The sequence below is a fragment of the Xanthobacter sp. SG618 genome (assembly GCF_012932745.1).
GTDB lineage: Bacteria > Pseudomonadota > Alphaproteobacteria > Rhizobiales > Xanthobacteraceae > Xanthobacter > Xanthobacter flavus.
The window spans coordinates 99,044-114,946 of sequence record NZ_JABBHL010000001.1 but is presented as its reverse complement, the minus strand read 5'-3'; the positions used below and the strand labels follow the sequence as shown (position 1 = coordinate 114,946).

The window sequence follows — 15,903 nt, the reverse complement described above, 5'->3', positions numbered from 1 at the left end:
GTGTACGGGTATCGGAGCCAAGGCGGCATCACGCGCCGGCACCGAAAGCGGGCAGAGGCGACAGCGAGATGAAGAACCCGAAGAAGATCCAGGACCCGACCGAGGCGGCTCTGTCGGCCATCCAGGAGGCTCTGACGCTCGAGCTCGACAATGCCGAGGCCAATGCGGCTGCGGCCAAGGGGGGCGAGGCGCCCCTGCCTCCCGATCGCGGAACCCCGCTGGATCGACCGCCCGCACCCGAGCGTGTTCTGTCCGGTCCCGGACCGCAGCGTGAAGGCCGCCCCATCAATCGCCGGCCGCGTCCGCCCGAGGGCGGAGAGGTTCGCGTGGACGGCGGCCGCCGCGAGGGCGCGCCCCGCCCCCCGCGTAGCGACGCCGAGCGCCGCGCCGCCAATGACGACCGCCAGCCCATCGGCCAGCTCCTCGGTCAGTTGCAGAAGAAGCCGCCGGTGACGCCCTTCTACTGGGCGACGGGCGTCTCGCTCGCGTGGATCGTCATCGGCATCATCTTCGCCTACACCGTCCACCACGGCCTGATGGCCAGCTCCAACGGGCTCCAGTCGCTGGGCGACTCCCCGGCCCTGCTCGGCATCTTCGCCGGCATCCTCATTCCCCCGCTCGCCTTCTTCGGCATGGCCAGCATCGTGCGCCGGTCGATGGAATTGCAGGGCATCGCCCGCTCCATGACCGAGGTCGCCCTGCGCCTCGCCCAGCCGGAATCCATCGCCACCGAAAGCGTGGTCACGGTCGGCCAGGCGGTGCGCCGCGAGGTGGCCGCCATGGGTGACGGCATGGACCGCGCCGTCGCCCGGGCCGGCGAGCTGGAGGCCATGGTGCGCGCCGAGGTCGCGACCCTCGAGCGCGCCTATGAGGAGAACGAGACCCGCATCCGGACCCTCATCGACGACCTGCAGTCCGAGCGCCACAACATCCAGATCGAGACCGAGCGCCTGCGCGAGGGCATCATCGCCGCCGAGACGGTGCTCTCCAGCGAGGTGAAGGACGTCGCCTCGCGCATCCACACCACCATGATGGAAGCGAGCGAGCAGGTCACCGAGATCCTCGGCCAGAAGGGCGAGCACATCACAGCCGCCCTCGCCCGCGTCGGCGACAGCATGATCGACAGCCTCACCGCCAAGGGCGGCGAGCTGATCGACCGTCTCCAGCTCACCGGCTCCGACATCCGGCAGGACCTGTCGGAATCCGGCGAACTGCTGGTGGAGACCCTGCGCTCGCGCACCGACGATCTCGCCTCGAACCTCCTCGCCACCACCACCGACGTGTCGCAGCTGGTCGAGCGCTGGGGCGACGAGGTGAACACCAACATCGACCGCCTCAAGCAGGGCATCACCGACACGCTGGCGGACAATGTCGGCCGCTTCGCCGACGACATCGACGTGCGCGTGGCCGAGGTGAATTCCGCCTTCCGCGCCACCAGCGAGAGCGCGGTGGTCGAATTCTCCACCCGCGGCGGCGAACTCGTCCGCAAGCTGGAAGAGACCGGCGAGCGCGTCGCCGAGACGCTGGCCGTGCGCGGCACCGACCTCGCCGACCGCATCGAGGCCACCGGCAACCGCATCTACGAGGCGGTCGCCGTGCGCGGCGAGGACCTGCAGCAGCGCCTGTCCGAGACCGGCGATCGCATCACCTCCTCGCTCGACCGCTCCAGCAACCAGGTGGTCACGGCGCTCGTGGACAAGAGCCACGAGGTCGCCGCTTCCCTCAACGGCGCCGGCGAGGACATGACCGAGCGCCTGTCGCGCGTCGCCACCGAGGTCACGCAGGCCATCGGCGCCCGCGGCTCCAAGGTCACGGAAGCCTTCCGCGAGACCGCCGACATCCTGGTCGCCACCATCGGCACCAAGAGCGACGCCATCAAGGAGATGCTTACCGCCCGCCTCAAGGCGATGGAGGAGACCATCACCGTGCGCGGCGCCGAGCTGGCCGACCGCATGCAGCATGATGCGGCCCACCTCGCCCGCGCCATGCAGGACGGCGTGAAGAACTTCGACACCACGGTGAAGGTGCACGCCCCCGAACTGGTGGACCAGATCACCCACCGGGTGGCGCTGGTGAACGAGAACCTGCGTCTCGCCACCTCCACGCTGGACGAGCGCCTCTCCGCCACCACCGACACGGTGGCGACCATCATGGATCAGCGCTTCTCGCGCATCGAGCAGACGCTGGACCAGCGCGCCCAGAGCCTCACAGAGACGCTGGCGACCCGCACCGTCAACTTCGCCCGCACCATCGCCGAGGGCACGAAGAACGCCACGGAGTCCCTCGACAAGTCGGTGGAGACGCTGGAGAACTTCTTCGCCACCCGCTCCAAGGCGCTGGGCGAGGTGCTGACGGACCGTGCCGACGCGGTGAACCGCAACATCGGCGTCCGGGCGCAGGAGATCGCCTCCGTGCTCGACGGCCGCGTCCACCGCATCGAGGAACTGGTGCTCGGCCGCCTCGACGGCGTCGCCACCTCGCTGGAAGTGCGCGGCACCGCGATCGCCGATGCCCTGGTCGGCCGCATCGAGACCGTCTCCGGCGCCCTGCGCGCCGAGGCGAGCGAGGTTGAGCGTTCGCTCACCACGCTGTCGGGCAATGTCAGCCGCACCCTCACCGAGCATTCTGAGAAGGTGGCCGACAACCTCGGCACCCGCCTGAACGAGATCGCCCACCTCATCGACGACAAGAACGGCACCTTCCTCTCCGCGCTGGAGCGCACCAGCCAGCGCGCGGTCACGGAGATCACCGCGACCAACACCGCGCTGCGCACCGACGTGGGCGTCATCATCGAGCGTCTCGACGACGCCAATGCCACCTTCCAGGGTGCGCTCACCCAGGCGGTGTCGAACCTCGATGCCTTCGCCGGCACCTTCGCCCGCCAAGTGGAGAGCTTCGGGGGCGCCGTCTCCGGCATCACGCTCAGCGCCGACGCCACCGCCGAGCGTTTCCAGTCGCAGATCGGCTCGCTCAAGGAAGTCTCCGCCACCGCGCTGGCGCAGATGTCCTCCCTGTCCGAGCGGCTCGACCAGAACCGCCGGCTCATGGACGAGGCCGCCCAGACGCTCGCCTCGACCCACGACCAGGTGGACAGCACGCTGGCCTCGCGCCGCGAAGCCATGGAGCAGCTCGCCCGCTCCCTCGCCCAGCGAGTCGGGGACGTGGAGAGCCGCCTCGTCGCCTTCCACACCATGCTCGACGAGACCTACGAGGCCTCGCAGCAGCGCGCCGTCGAGATCGCCGGCGTCATCGCATCGGCCACGTCCGGGTCCACCGAAGCCGTGGCGCAGCAGCTCGCGTTGGTGCGCACTGCGGCCGACGCTGAGCGCGAACGCTCCGCGGCGGCCCTGCGGGAGACCTACGAGGTGGCCCTCGCCGACGTGGACACGCTCTTCGGCGAGACGGGCAACCGCTTCACCGCCGTCGCCACCGATCTCAAGCGCGTGGCCGAGGATGTCCAGCAGGCCATCACCCTCGCCCGCGAGGAGATGAAGCGCGGCATCCTTGAGCTGCCTGCCGAGACCGAGGCGAGCGCCGCCACCATGCGCCGCGCGGTGGCCGAGCAGATCAAGGCCCTCGCCGAGCTCAACGAGATCGTCGCCCGGCAGGGTCAGGCCCTCGATGTGGTGGAGGCTTCCGCCCGTGCCGCGCAGCAGGAGACCACCCGCGCCGCCCGCGAGGCATCGCGTGAGACCACCACCCTGCGCAGCCGTCCCGAACGCGAACCCCGCGCCGAGAGCCCCCGTGCGGAACTCCAGCGCTCCGAACCGGCCCGTGCCGAAGCAAGCCGCCAGGACCTGACCCGCAGCGAGACCGGCCGTTCCGAGCCGGCCCGCACCGAAGGCGCGAGCCTTCTCCAGGCTGAGCTGCGCCGCGCCCCGGCTAACCGCCGCGCCGAGCCGGCCGAGCGTCCCGCCTCGCGGCCGGCCGCCCGCGCCGAGAGCAACGGCGAGGAACGCGACAGCTGGCTGACCGAGCTTCTCGCCCGCGCCTCCGGCGATCTGGACGAGGACGCGCCGCGCTCCACCCGCGCGGCAGCCCCTGCACCCGCCGCGGCTCCGGAGAGCCTCGACGATCTGTCCACCGACATCGCCCGCATGGTGGACCATCAGGCGGCGGTCGAGATGTGGGATCGCCACAACAACGGCGAGAGCCACGTCTTCTCCCGCCGGCTGTACACCATGCAGGGCCAGCAGACCTTCGACGCCCTGAAGCGCCGCTACCGCGCCGACGCCGGCTTCCGCGAGACCGTGGATCGCTACGTCGCCGAATTCGAGCGGCTCATTGATCAGGTGTCGGGTGATGATCGCGGCAGCACGCTGGCGCGCACCTACCTGACCTCGGATACGGGCAAGGTCTACACCATGCTCGCCCACGCTTCCGGCCGCCTCGACTGAGGCAGGACGGAACCGGTCTCGCCGACAAGGCGGACGCAAACGAAGACCGCGCCGGGCCCGAGACGCCTGGCGCGGTCTTTCCATTTCCGGGGTGGTTTGCAGCGGCCGGAGGCAAGCCGGCAAGGGAAGGGCGAGATGCGCAATCTCATCACCGACGTCCCCGGCCTGCAGGTCGGCAACGCCACCGAGCCGCACATCGGCACGGGCGCCACCGTCATCCTCGCGGAAGAGCCGGCGGTGGCCGCCGTCGATGTGCGCGGCGGAGGGCCGGGCACGCGGGAGACCGACCTGCTCGACCCGGCGGCAACGGTGGAGCGCGTCGATGCCATCACCCTCTCGGGCGGCTCGGCCTTCGGCCTCGATGCGGCCTCCGGCGTCATGGCGGGACTTGCCGCGCGCGGGCGGGGCTTTGCGGTGGGCACCGCGCGCGTGCCCATCGTGCCCGGCGCCATCCTGTTCGACCTGCTCAATGGCGGCGACAAGGGCTGGGAGGGTCATCCGCCCTACCTGCAGCTCGGCCGCGATGCCCTGGACGCCGCAGACGTGGACTTCCACCTCGGCTCGGTAGGCGCCGGCACGGGCTGCACGACGGCGACCGTGAAGGGCGGGCTCGGTTCGGCCTCGGCCATGACGGCGACAGGCCACATGGTCGGCGCCATCGTCGCGGTCAATGCCGCCGGAAGTCCGTTGTTCGGCGACGGTCCGCATTTCCGCGCCGGCCACTATGAGCGGGGCGGCGAGTTCGGCGGGCTCGGTGTGCCGTCGCATGTTCCGGATGAGGCCAGAGATCCCCGGCTCAAGGGCGGCGTCTCGCGCTTCGCCACCACCATTGCCGTCGTTGCGACGGATGCGATCTTGACCACGGTGCAGGCGCGCAGGCTCGCCATCATGGCGCAGAACGGCTTGGCGCTCTCGCTGTTTCCCGTCCACACGCCACTCGATGGCGACGTGGTGTTCGCCATGTCCACCGGCCGCCGGGCGCTGGAGGCGCCGCTGCCGGACCTCGCCCGGCTCGGCGCCCTCGCCTCCATCGTACTGGCACGCGCGGTTGCACGCGGCGTGTACGAAGCCCGGCGCCTGCCCTTCCCGGACTGCCAGAAGAGCTGGCACGACCATTTCGGGCGCTGACGGTCGCGTAACGTCAGGGCGGCGTTAGCGGATGCATGGCGTGCGTGATCAGCTATAAGCCCGGTGATCCGAGGATCTCCATGACCGCTCCGTCCACACCCCAAGTCCCTCCCCGCTCGCCCTCGCATGTCCCCGGCAGGCCCGAAGGCCCCGTGCGCCTCGGCGGGGCTCTGGCCTTCCTGTTTTGGTGCGCTTGCGGCATCGCCGCCTTGCCACTTGCCGGGCTGTTCACGCTGATTTCGGCGCTGGGCGTTGCCGGCGCGCGCTCGGCCCTATTCGATTCCTTCGCGGGTGCCGGCGTGCCGCAGCAGGTGTTGCGGCTAGGGCTGATGCCGCAGGTGGTGTTGTTCGGCTGGGCGGTGACCATGGTGGTGCTCACCGTGGCCCGCGCGCGCATCGCGCTGCTCGTGCTGCCCTGGCTGCTGGTGCTCTGGCTGGCCACCACCGGCTACAGCCAGTTCGCCATCCGCGATGCCATCGCGCCCGACGGCGCCGATCTCGGGGCGTTCGCGGCGCTCATGCCTGGTCTTCTCGCGCAGGCGGCGGGCGTCGCCGCCTTCTTCGGCTATTTCCGGGAAGGCGTGCGACCGCAGAGCTTCTACCGCCGCTGAGGCGGCGCCTCGTCTTCCAGCTCGCCGTGCGGCTCGACCGGTGCCCGCCGGCGCCGGCGGGAGCCCTCGGACGCGGCGCGCGTGGCAAGCCCCGACGCCCAGCCCGAGGCGGCATGGAGCGCGGCCCGTGCCGCGTGGCGGGAGGCCGACGCCGCCGAGGCGACGCTCCGCCGTGCCAGGGCGCTGGCCGTCGCCGGTGCCGGAAGGGGCGCGGGAACGTCCGGCTCCTGCGCCGGCGCGAGGGCTGGCACGCCCTTCTCCATATGCAGGCGCGCGGCGAGGCGCAGGTGCCAGAAGGCGGCAAAGCGCGCCACCCGTCCGGTCCATCCCGATAGGCCACCCGTGGCGAAGGGCTGGAGCAGGGCGATCCGGTCGTCCCGCTCGGCGATCGCGCCCACGATCATGCGGGCCGCGAGGAAATCGAGCCCCAGCGATCCGGCACCCGGTGCCAGCGCGTACCAGACGCCCCGCTCGCCCTCATACAGCATCGGCATGCCGCCGGGATCGGGCAGGCTGCGCGCCCGCGCGCCTTCCACCAGCCCGCCACCGACGGGGTAAACCTCGGCCGCGTGTCGGCGCAGCACCCGCGCCGCGCCGACGCGCGTCATCACCGGCAGGGCCGACTGGGCGGCGAGCGCTAGCCGGTCGCCGTCGAAATGATATGCAAGGCCGGTGAGGCCGAACTCCTCGACGAGGCCAGCATAGGGCGCGTTGCTGCCCGGCAGCCGGAAGCTGCCCGAAACCCACGGCGCCCGTGGCAACCGGGCGACGCCCGAGCCGAGACGGGCAAACGCCGCCGGTCCGCACACCGCGACCTGAAAGGCGCGCACCCGCTGGTTCGCCATATCGAGATACTTGCGGACGCCCTTTAGATCGACCGAGAGCGCGCCCTCCGCATTCACGAAACGCACCCCGGCCGCGCCGGCCGCATCTTCCAGCGCCGCGATGAGGGAGGCCGTGCGCACGCGTTCGGCCGGCACGACTCCGAGGCCGGCGGCAAACGTCTGGGTGCCGAGGAGGGCCGCCAGATCCTCCGCGCCGACAAAGACGGTGGTATCCGGCGCGAGTTCCTGGCGCAGCTCGTGCTCGCGATAGAGGTCTTCGGCCGCATGGGCGCGCGCCACGGTGAGCCGCCCGCGCGGGCCGATTTCGATGCCCAAGCGCTCTATGAGGCCCAGCCCCGCCTCCGCCGCCTGGGCGGAAAGGATGAGCAGCTCCTGCGCATCGTCGCGGCCGACCCGGCCGGAGAGTTCAAGGGTCGAGAGCGGGAAGCCGGGGGCGATGACGCTGTCGAGCGGCCAGGAGGGGACGGCCGCCGAAGGGCCGGCTATGGCCAGCAGCACCACGTCGCGGCCCCGCCGGGCAAGATCTCCAGCCAGAACAAGGCCGGCGACATCGCCACCGACCACGCAGACGTCGCAGTCAATGATCCGCTTGGGGCCCGCGGCGGAGCGCTCGGGCACCGTCGCATCGTGCGCGGGGGGCCGGGGCGCAGACGTCTGGCTCATGAATTGGTCCAATAAGAGATGGGCAATGCTGACGCCGCCAGCTTGAGAAAGCGTTTATTTGCGGCGCTCTAATGGCGTATGGCCGGCGAATGCGCCGGGGGGCGTGACGCTGCGGCGCGGCAGCGGACATTGCGCTGCACAGGCCACGTGCGCCATAAGGAGCCGCATTTCGTTGATCGGTTAGTATCCATGCGCCGTCTCATACTGCTGCGCCATGCGAAGTCGGACTGGCCGGACGGCATCGCCGATCCGGAACGGCCCCTTGCAGCTCGTGGCCGGAACGCGGCGCCCCGCATCGGTGCCTATATCTCGCAGGAACACCTGCTGGCCGATCGCATCCTGGTGTCGCCCGCCCGTCGAACGCGCGAAACGTGGGATCTTGTGGCGGCCCGTCTGCCGCCGCCGAAAGTGGTGGCGAGCGAGCCCCGCGTCTATGACGCATCCGCTGCCCGCCTCATGACCGTGCTGCGGGAACAGCCCAAGGAAGCCCACAGCGTGATGCTGGTGGGCCATAATCCCGGCCTCGAAGACCTCGCCGAGCTGCTTGTGGCTTCGGGTCCGGCGCCCCATCTTGCCAGCATGGCAGAGAAATTCCCGACCGGCGGCCTCGCCGTCATCGATCTTCCCGTGGACGAGTGGAGCGCCACCGCGCCCGGCATCGGCCGCCTCGACCGTTTCGTCACCCCGCGCGATCTCGGCGGAAACGACTGACGATGGCGTTCTTCACGGACGCCGTGGACGATGCGCGCATCGCACTTCAGGCCCTGGCGGATCGGGTGGAGGGCATCGCCCATCCCACCCTGCGGCTCGGCGTGACCGGCCTTTCGCGGGCGGGAAAGACCATCTTCACCACGGCCCTCATCCACGCCCTCACCAAGGGCGCGCGGATGCCCGTCTTCGAGCCCTACCAGTCCGGCCGCATTGCCCGGGCGGAGCTTCAGCCGCAGCCGGACGATGCCGTGCCGCGCTTTGCCTATGAGGGTCATCTGGAGATGCTGGGGGCGGAGCGGCGCTGGCCGTCCTCCACCACCCGGGTCAGCGAGTTGCGCCTCGCCATCCGCTACGCCACCCGGCGCGGCAGCCTGAAGACGCTGACCCTCGACATCGTGGACTATCCCGGCGAGTGGCTGCTGGACCTGCCGCTGCTGAACATGTCCTACGCCGACTTTGCCCGGCAGAGCCTCGCCCTCGCGCGGGCGCAAGCCCGGGCCGAGGTTGCCGCGCCCTTCCTCGCGGCGGTGGCCGACGCCCCCGCAAGCGGGCCGGCCGACGAGGCGCGGGCGCGGGAGGTGGCGGCGCGGTTCACCTCATATCTTGCCGCCTGTCGCAGCGAGCGGCTGGCCATGAGCCTGTTGCCGCCCGGCCGCTTCCTTATGCCCGGCGACCTCGAAGGATCGCCCGCCCTCACCTTCGCCCCGCTGGACGTGGAGGACGCGCCCGTTCGCGCCGACACGCTGGGCGGGATGATGGAGCGGCGTTTCGAGGCCTACAAGCACGCCGTGGTGCGGCCATTCTTCCGCAACCACTTTGCGCGGCTCGACCGGCAGATCGTGCTGGTGGACACGCTCTCGGCGCTGAATGCCGGTCCCGCCGCCCTCGCCGACCTGGAACGGGCGCTGGACGGCATCCTCGCCGCCTTCCGCACCGGGCGGAACAGCCTGGTGAGCACCCTCTTCCGCCCTCGTATCGAGAAGGTGCTGTTCGCGGCCACCAAGGCGGACCATCTGCATCGGGCCAGCCATGACCGGCTGGAAGCGGTGCTGGGCCGTCTCGTGGAGCGAGCGCGCGAGCGGGCACAGGACCGTGGCGCAACCCTCGACGTGGTGGCGCTCGCAGCCATCCGCGCCACCCGCGAGGCCCGTGTGCGGCGGGGCGGTCATGAGCTGGACGCCATCGTCGGCACGCCCGAGGCCGGACAGGAGGCGGGCGGCCACGTCTTCGACGGCGAGGAGGAAGTGGCGGTGTTTCCCGGCGAGCTGCCGGCCGATCCGGATGCCCTGTTCGATCCGTCCGGCGCGGGCTTCCGGGGTCTCGCCTCATCCATGGCGGGCGACGGGCAGGACGACGTGGATTTCCGCTTCCTGCGCTTCCGTCCCCCTGCGGGCGTCGGCGACGCCCCGATCCCGCATATTCGGCTGGATCGGGCGCTTCAGTTCCTGCTGGCGGATCGGCTCGCCTGAACCTGCTGGCGGTTCAGGGGCCGGAAAGTCAGAAGCCGATCAGAACTTGGTCGAAGCCCAGCGCACCATCTGCACCAGCACCTGCTCCTGCGCCTGATCAAGGGCGACGGTAGCGGCGGGACCGGCGGATGAAGCTGCCGGCACGGCGGCGCGGAACACCTGCGCGGCCAGGATGCGACCGCTCTGGGTGCCGATGAGCTTGGCGGAAATCTCCACCACGGCCACCGGCCCCTGATCGGTAATGCGCAGCGCGAAGGTGCGGATGTCCGTCACCAGCGTGTAGTCCGCATTCACGCCGTCGCCGGGACGGGCGACGCGGCGCAGCTTGCTGGCATTCTCGAAGGCCTGGATGGTGCGGGCGTGCAGCAGCGCCGGGAGATTGTCGCTCCACTGGGCATCGGCCAGATAGGCCACCTGCCCCGCGCCGGGCTCCACCATGATCTTGTCGGTGTTGAGTACGGCAAGCGCCGTAGGCGCCACCACCACCAGCTGCCCGTTGCCGTTGCCGCCAGCCGTGAAGCCGCCGGGTGCGGTGAGATTGTAGGTGGGCGTCGGGGTCGAACCACAGGCGGCGAGGGACAGTGCGGCACCGACGAACAGGGACGCGGCCAGCAGGCGGCGCGCCAGAGAAGCGGCTCGGGTCAGCACATCGCTACGGGAGACGGGAACGTCGCTCATGATCGGCTCATCGCCCGTATTTCGGAATGGAGTTGCCGCCGCCCAGGATGAATTGCTGGGGGTTGCGCTCGATGCCGCGCAGCACGCGGTCGATCTCGCCGAGGGTGCGGCGTCCGTCGGTGGCAAGCGCCTCGAATTGCTTGAGGCCGGGCCCGGTGAAGCGGCTGATCTCGTTGGTGAGAAGCGCGGTCCGCTGGTCGAGATTGTCAGCCAGCTTGCGCACGGAGGCCGCCGCCTCGGTGGCCTGGTTGAGCAGGCCGTTCTTGTCCTCGGTCGCGGTCTTGAGGTTCACAACCACCTCGTCGACCCGCTGCGCCACACCGTTGAGCTGCTTCACGAGCGCATTTGCCTGCTCGATCACGCTCGCCACGTCGTCGGACTTGGACGCGACGGCCTGCGAGAAGGTGTCGATGTTGCGGATGATGTTCTTGATCTCTTCCGGGTTGATGGCGTCCAGCACCACCTCGATCTTCTTGGCGACGCCCTGCGCCGTATTGATGAGGCCGGACATGCCCGCCCCGCCGTCGGAAGCGATGCGGGGAATGCCATTGGGGCCGGGCTGCAGCGCCGGCGCGTCCGGCTTACCACCACGGATGGACACGGCGATGATGCCGGTCAGGCCCTGCGATTCCAGGCCTGCGCGGGCGTCGGAGAGAACCGGGACCTTGTTGTCGATGCCGATCTGGACGAGAACCTGCCCCGGCTGCCCCGGCACAAGACCGAGGCTCGTCACCTGGCCGACCGGGATGCCGTTGAACAGCACCGAGTTGCCCTGGCGCAGGCCAGCCACCGAGCCGTCAAAGACGATCTCGTAGACCTTGCGGGCCGTGGAATCGTGCGGTCCGGCGAACCAGTACACGAAGCCGAACGCCGCCGCGATGACGGCGAGCGTGAAGGCTCCGATGATGGTGTAGTTGGCCCGTGTTTCCATGCCTCATCCCGGTTCCGTTGCAGCCTGCCCCGCTTTACCGGCCTGCTCCTTGTCCTGGCGCACCGCCGCAGGCGGCGCGCATGTATCAACGCTCGCGGCGCGCGTTTTGCACCGCCCTTGCCCGCGTGCCGTGAAAATAGGCCCGCAGCCAAGGGTGCTGTTGCGCCATCATGTCCTCGATCGTCCCAGCCGCGATCACCTTGCCGTCGGCGAGTGCCGCGATGCGGTCGCACACGGTGTGAAGGCTGTCGAGATCGTGGGTTACCATGAAAACCGTAAGCCCCAAAGTCTGTTGCAGCGTCCGGATCAGCTCGTCAAAGTCGCCCGCGCCGATCGGATCAAGGCCCGAAGTGGGCTCGTCGAGAAAGAGAATTTCAGGATCGAGCGCCAACGAACGGGCAAGCGCGGCGCGTTTTATCATGCCGCCGGAAAGCTCGGAGGGTAACTTTTCGGCCACATCGCATTTCAGGCCGACCATCTCGATCTTGGTATAGGCGATCTCGTCCAGAAGCCGCTGGGACAGCTTGAGATTTTCCCGCAGCGGGAACTGGATGTTCTGCTTCACCGTGAGCGAGGAGAACAGCGCACCCTGCTGGAACAGCACGCCCCAGCGCCGCTCCAGCGCCGAGCGCTCGCGCTCGGAGAGGTCGTCGAGGTTCTGCCCGAACACCTCGACCGTGCCCGACGTCTTGTGCACCAACCCGAGGATCGTGCGCGTCAGCACCGACTTGCCGCCGCCCGACGTGCCGACGAAGCCCAGGATCTCGCCGCGATAGACGTCAAGATCGAGGTGGTTGAGCACCACGCGGTCACCGAACCCCACGACGATGTCGTGCACCCGGATGATGGCTTCCCGGCCGCTGGTCTGAAGTGTGGAGGGGGAGGTCTGTGCGTCCATGGCCGCTCACATGTCGATTGCGGCGAAGAACATGGCGAACACACCGTCCATGACGATCACGAGGAAGATGGCTTTCACCACCGAGGCGGTGGTGTGCTCGCCTAGGGATTCGGCGCTGCCGCCCACCCTTAGGCCTTCCATGCAGGCGACGAGGCCGATGGTCGCCGCCATGAAGGGCGCCTTGTACATGCCGACCTTGAACTGATCGAGGTCGATGGCGAGCTTCAGCCGGTCGAGGAACACGTCGGGTGTGATGCCGCCATAGCCCCAGGACACCAGCCCCGCGCCGAAGATGGCGGACATGGAGCCGATGAAGGTGAGCAGCGGCAGGGCGATGATGAGCGCCAGAATGCGCGGCACCACCAGCACCTCGATGGGATCGAAGCCCATCACGCGAAGCGCATCGATCTCCTCGCGCATGCGCATGGAGCCGAGTTCGGCCGTATAGGCGCTGCCCGAGCGGCCGGCGATCATGATGGAGACGATGAGCACGCCGAGTTCGCGCAGCACCAGAACGCCCACCATGTCCACGACATAGATGTCGGCGCCGAAACGACGAAAATTGAAGATGCCCTGCTGCGCCAGGATGCAGCCGATGAGGAAGGTGATCAGCAGGATGATGGGCACGGCGCGGAAGCCGACCCGGTCGACCTGGTTCACCATGGAGGTGAAGCGGAAGCTGCGCGGGCGGGCCAGCACCCGCAGCATGGCAGCCACCGTGGCGCCGATGAAGTTCAGCAGCGACAGCGCATCCTTGGCGGCATTGACGACCTCGTGGCCGAACCGCTCCAGAATGCCTTCGTGCCGGCGCTTAGGGGGCGGCGGCTCGTGCCCCATGCGGGCAAGCTCTTCCAGCAGCACCTTGTAGCGCGGCGCCAGCCCGACCAAAGTCGGTTCGACACCGGTGCCGGCCCAGGCACGGCGCAGCCGCTCCAGCAGCAGGGCGCCGAAGGTATCCATGCGCTCTACGGAGGCGAGGTCGATCTCGACGCCCTTGGGCTTGGCATAGGAATGGACGGTATCGTTGACCGCCATCTCCAGTTCGTCGGCATATTCGGACGTCCACGCTCCGCGCCCGGCCACGGTCAGGCGGTCGTCCTGGCTGTGCACGGAAATCAACGAAGCATGCGGCAACGCGGCGTCTCCAACGGCGACCGGCGCGACACGCCGGATGGTCTCAACCCCAGAACAGACTTCGGACCTTACCGTCCGTAGCCCTACCACGACACCTGCCGCGGTCAAACCGTCGCCCCGCCTTCATTCCGGCAGCGGCACACGCTCCTGCCGGATGCGCTCCCGCCCCGCAAGGCATGAACGCAATCTAGCCATACAGATACGCGGAGGCGGCGTCGAGATCAGCCAGGACACACCTCGCCACCATCGTCACCTGCCCCGCGATGGGCGGCGCGGAATCGGCTATTAAGCTTAACCCATGGCCGAACTGTCTCTCAGCGTCGAGCGCTTTCCCATCGCCGGCACCTTCACCATCGCACGTGGCTCCAAGACGGAGGCCGTGGTGGTGGAGGCGCGCATCACCGCAGGCGGCATCACCGGTCGCGGCGAGTGCGTGCCCTATGCTCGCTACGGCGAAACCGTGGAAGGCGTGGTCGCGGCCATCGAAGCGCTGAGGGCGGACCTTGCGGACGGCCTCAGCCGGGAGATGCTGCAGCACCGCCTGCCGGCCGGCGCCGCGCGCAATGCCGTCGACTGCGCCCTGTGGGACCTCGAGGCGAAATCCTCCGGCATGGGCTGCGCCGAGCTGGCCGGCCTGCCCGCCCTGCGGCCGGTGGTCACGGCCTATACCCTGAGCCTCGATACGCCGGAGGCCATGGCCCGCGCCGCAGCCGCCGCTACCGACCGGCCTTTGCTCAAGCTCAAGCTCGGCGCCCCGGGAGACCGCGAGCGCCTCGCCGCCGTGCGCGAGGCCGCCCCGGACAAGCGCCTCATCGTCGATGCCAATGAGGGTTGGAAGGCCGCCGACCTGCCGACCCTGCTCGATGCCTGCGCCACCGTCGGCGTCGAGCTCGTCGAGCAGCCCCTGCCGGCCGACGACGACCGCCGGCTCGCCCGCATCGATCGGCAGGTGCCCATCTGCGCCGACGAGAGCGTGCACGACAGGGCGGGGCTCGCGGCGCTCCGCGAGCGCTATGACGCCATCAACGTGAAGCTCGACAAGGCCGGGGGGCTCACCGAAGCACTGGCCTTGGCGGAGGCGGCTCATGGGCTTGGCTTCGGCGTCATGGTGGGGTGCATGCTGGCGTCGTCGCTCGCCATGGCCCCTGCCCTGCTGGTCGCCCAGAAGGCGAAATGGGTGGACCTCGACGGGCCGCTTCTGCTCGCGCGCGACCGTCTGCCCGGTCTCCACTACGACGGTGCCACCGTCTCCCCGCCCGATCCCTTGCTCTGGGGCTGAAGCCGCGCGGCGGCGAGGGCCACGCCCGCCCCCGCCAGGCCCAGCGCGCAGCCGGCCAGAAAGGCCATGGGGCCAAACGCGGCCCAGAGCGGCCCGGCGGCCACGTTCGCGGCGGACGACATGAGGCTCGATGTCCATGCGGCGGTGGTCTGCCCCGTACCGGAACGATGCTCGCTCACGCCCCGCGCCACGAGATCGACCATGGCGAGATAGGTCGCCGCGAAGGTCAGAGCGTGCAGCATCTGCAGCGGCAGCAGGACAGCGAGTGGCGGATCGCTCGCCATCACCGCAAAACGCACCACGGCCGCCGCGCCGCCGATGGCGATCATGCCATAGGCGCCGAAGCGGCCCAGCAGTGGCCGGCCGAAACGGAACAGCACCATCTCAGCCGCGACGCCCACCGCCCACAGGACACCGATGATCGTCAGCGAGATGCCTTCCGACCGCCAGTGGACGGTTGCGAAGAGGTAGAGCACCGCATGGCTCGCCTGCACCAGCCCGGCGGCGACGATGCCGGCGAGAAAGCCGAGCCGTGCCCGCCGGCCCGTGAGGGGAGACGGCATGGCCTCAGCCCGCGGCAGTTCCGGCAAGGCGAAGGTGGCGAGCACATAGGCCACATGGCCCGCGATCATCAGCAGGACGACTGAATCCGCGCCCAGCGCGCCGACGATGACGCCACCCGCGAGATTGGCCGCGAGGAAGCTCGCCGAACCCCATTGGCGCGCGCGGCCATATTCCGCCCGCCCCGCCCGGGCGAGGCGCGAGGTGTAGGAATCCAGCAGCGAAAAGCCGGGGAACCAAGCCGCCGACATGGCACCGAGGATCAGGAGGATCGCCGGGAGGCTGGAGGTGAAGGCCAGAAGCACCATGGCCGCGACCGTGGCCATGCCCAAAAGGGTGAGCAGCGCCCTCGGCCGTCCCAGCCGGTCCGAGAGCAGGCCGAGCAGGGGTGTCGCGGCAAGCCGGCTGAGCATGGGCACGGCCAGCACGAGGCCCATGGCCTCCGGCCCCAATCCACGCGCCTGCAACCACAGCGGCAGATAGGGCTGGAAGATGCCGAGGGCGATGAAGAAGGTGCCGTAGGCTGCCCCCAGCCGCAGCGCGAGCGCGCGCGGCGGCAGATGCCCCTGCCCGTTCTCCCCGGCATCTTCCACGATGC

Annotated in this window: 12 protein-coding genes; 6 read left to right on the top strand and 6 right to left on the bottom strand. The window is 69.7% G+C overall.

The genetic code is table 11. The features are described from left to right. Positions 1–68: 68 nt before the first annotated feature. The 3 genes from FHT36_RS00555 (at position 69) to FHT36_RS00545 (ending at position 6,136) form a co-directional block, all read left to right on the top strand. The gene (locus FHT36_RS00555) at positions 69–4,397 is read left to right on the top strand and encodes a hypothetical protein (RefSeq protein ID WP_169120135.1); all 4,329 of its coding nucleotides are present in this window, start codon (positions 69–71) and stop codon (positions 4,395–4,397) included. A 135-nt stretch (positions 4,398–4,532) separates the two neighbouring features. Beyond that, the gene (locus FHT36_RS00550) at positions 4,533–5,525 is read left to right on the top strand and encodes a P1 family peptidase (protein ID WP_169120133.1); all 993 of its coding nucleotides are present in this window, start codon (positions 4,533–4,535) and stop codon (positions 5,523–5,525) included. Between the two features lie 80 nt (positions 5,526–5,605). Then, positions 5,606–6,136, top strand: a complete 531-nt coding sequence (locus FHT36_RS00545) for a hypothetical protein (RefSeq protein ID WP_169120131.1) — start codon at positions 5,606–5,608, stop codon at positions 6,134–6,136. Here the strand turns inward: FHT36_RS00545 and FHT36_RS00540 are convergent. After that, positions 6,124–7,644: an FAD-dependent oxidoreductase gene (locus FHT36_RS00540; RefSeq protein WP_169120129.1), complete on the bottom strand. Its 1,521-nt coding sequence runs from the start codon at positions 7,642–7,644 to the stop codon at positions 6,124–6,126. The genes FHT36_RS00545 and FHT36_RS00540 overlap by 13 nt on opposite strands. A gap of 189 nt (positions 7,645–7,833) precedes the next feature. Between FHT36_RS00540 and FHT36_RS00535 the strand changes: the two genes are divergently transcribed. Both FHT36_RS00535 and FHT36_RS00530 read left to right on the top strand, forming a co-directional pair. Continuing rightward, positions 7,834–8,355: a histidine phosphatase family protein gene (locus FHT36_RS00535; RefSeq protein WP_169120127.1), complete on the top strand. Its 522-nt coding sequence runs from the start codon at positions 7,834–7,836 to the stop codon at positions 8,353–8,355. Between the two features lie 2 nt (positions 8,356–8,357). Continuing rightward, a complete protein-coding gene (locus FHT36_RS00530) occupies positions 8,358–9,824 on the top strand; it encodes a YcjX family protein (RefSeq protein ID WP_169120125.1) in 1,467 nt (488 codons plus the stop codon). A 39-nt stretch (positions 9,825–9,863) separates the two neighbouring features. On the opposite strand, the gene FHT36_RS00525 is transcribed toward FHT36_RS00530, so the two are convergent. The 4 genes from FHT36_RS00525 to FHT36_RS00510 all read right to left on the bottom strand — a co-directional run bounded on the left by FHT36_RS00525 (position 9,864) and on the right by FHT36_RS00510 (position 13,441). Then, the gene (locus FHT36_RS00525; protein ID WP_169120123.1) at positions 9,864–10,502 is read right to left on the bottom strand and encodes an ABC-type transport auxiliary lipoprotein family protein; all 639 of its coding nucleotides are present in this window, start codon (positions 10,500–10,502) and stop codon (positions 9,864–9,866) included. A gap of 7 nt (positions 10,503–10,509) precedes the next feature. Then, the gene (locus FHT36_RS00520; protein ID WP_169120121.1) at positions 10,510–11,433 is read right to left on the bottom strand and encodes an MlaD family protein; all 924 of its coding nucleotides are present in this window, start codon (positions 11,431–11,433) and stop codon (positions 10,510–10,512) included. An 85-nt stretch (positions 11,434–11,518) separates the two neighbouring features. Next, a complete protein-coding gene (locus FHT36_RS00515; RefSeq protein WP_169120119.1) occupies positions 11,519–12,331 on the bottom strand; it encodes an ABC transporter ATP-binding protein in 813 nt (270 codons plus the stop codon). A 6-nt stretch (positions 12,332–12,337) separates the two neighbouring features. Continuing rightward, positions 12,338–13,441: an MlaE family lipid ABC transporter permease subunit gene (locus FHT36_RS00510; protein ID WP_407077051.1), complete on the bottom strand. Its 1,104-nt coding sequence runs from the start codon at positions 13,439–13,441 to the stop codon at positions 12,338–12,340. Between the two features lie 322 nt (positions 13,442–13,763). Between FHT36_RS00510 and dgcA the strand changes: the two genes are divergently transcribed. Next, positions 13,764–14,744 carry an N-acetyl-D-Glu racemase DgcA gene (dgcA, locus tag FHT36_RS00505; RefSeq protein ID WP_169120117.1) on the top strand — a complete coding sequence of 327 codons (981 nt, stop codon included), beginning with the start codon at positions 13,764–13,766 and terminating at the stop codon, positions 14,742–14,744. Here dgcA and FHT36_RS00500 read toward each other — a convergent pair. Further along, positions 14,696–15,898, bottom strand: a complete 1,203-nt coding sequence (locus FHT36_RS00500) for an MFS transporter (RefSeq protein WP_169120115.1) — start codon at positions 15,896–15,898, stop codon at positions 14,696–14,698. The two genes, dgcA and FHT36_RS00500, sit on opposite strands and share 49 nt — an antisense overlap. Positions 15,899–15,903 lie beyond the last annotated feature (5 nt).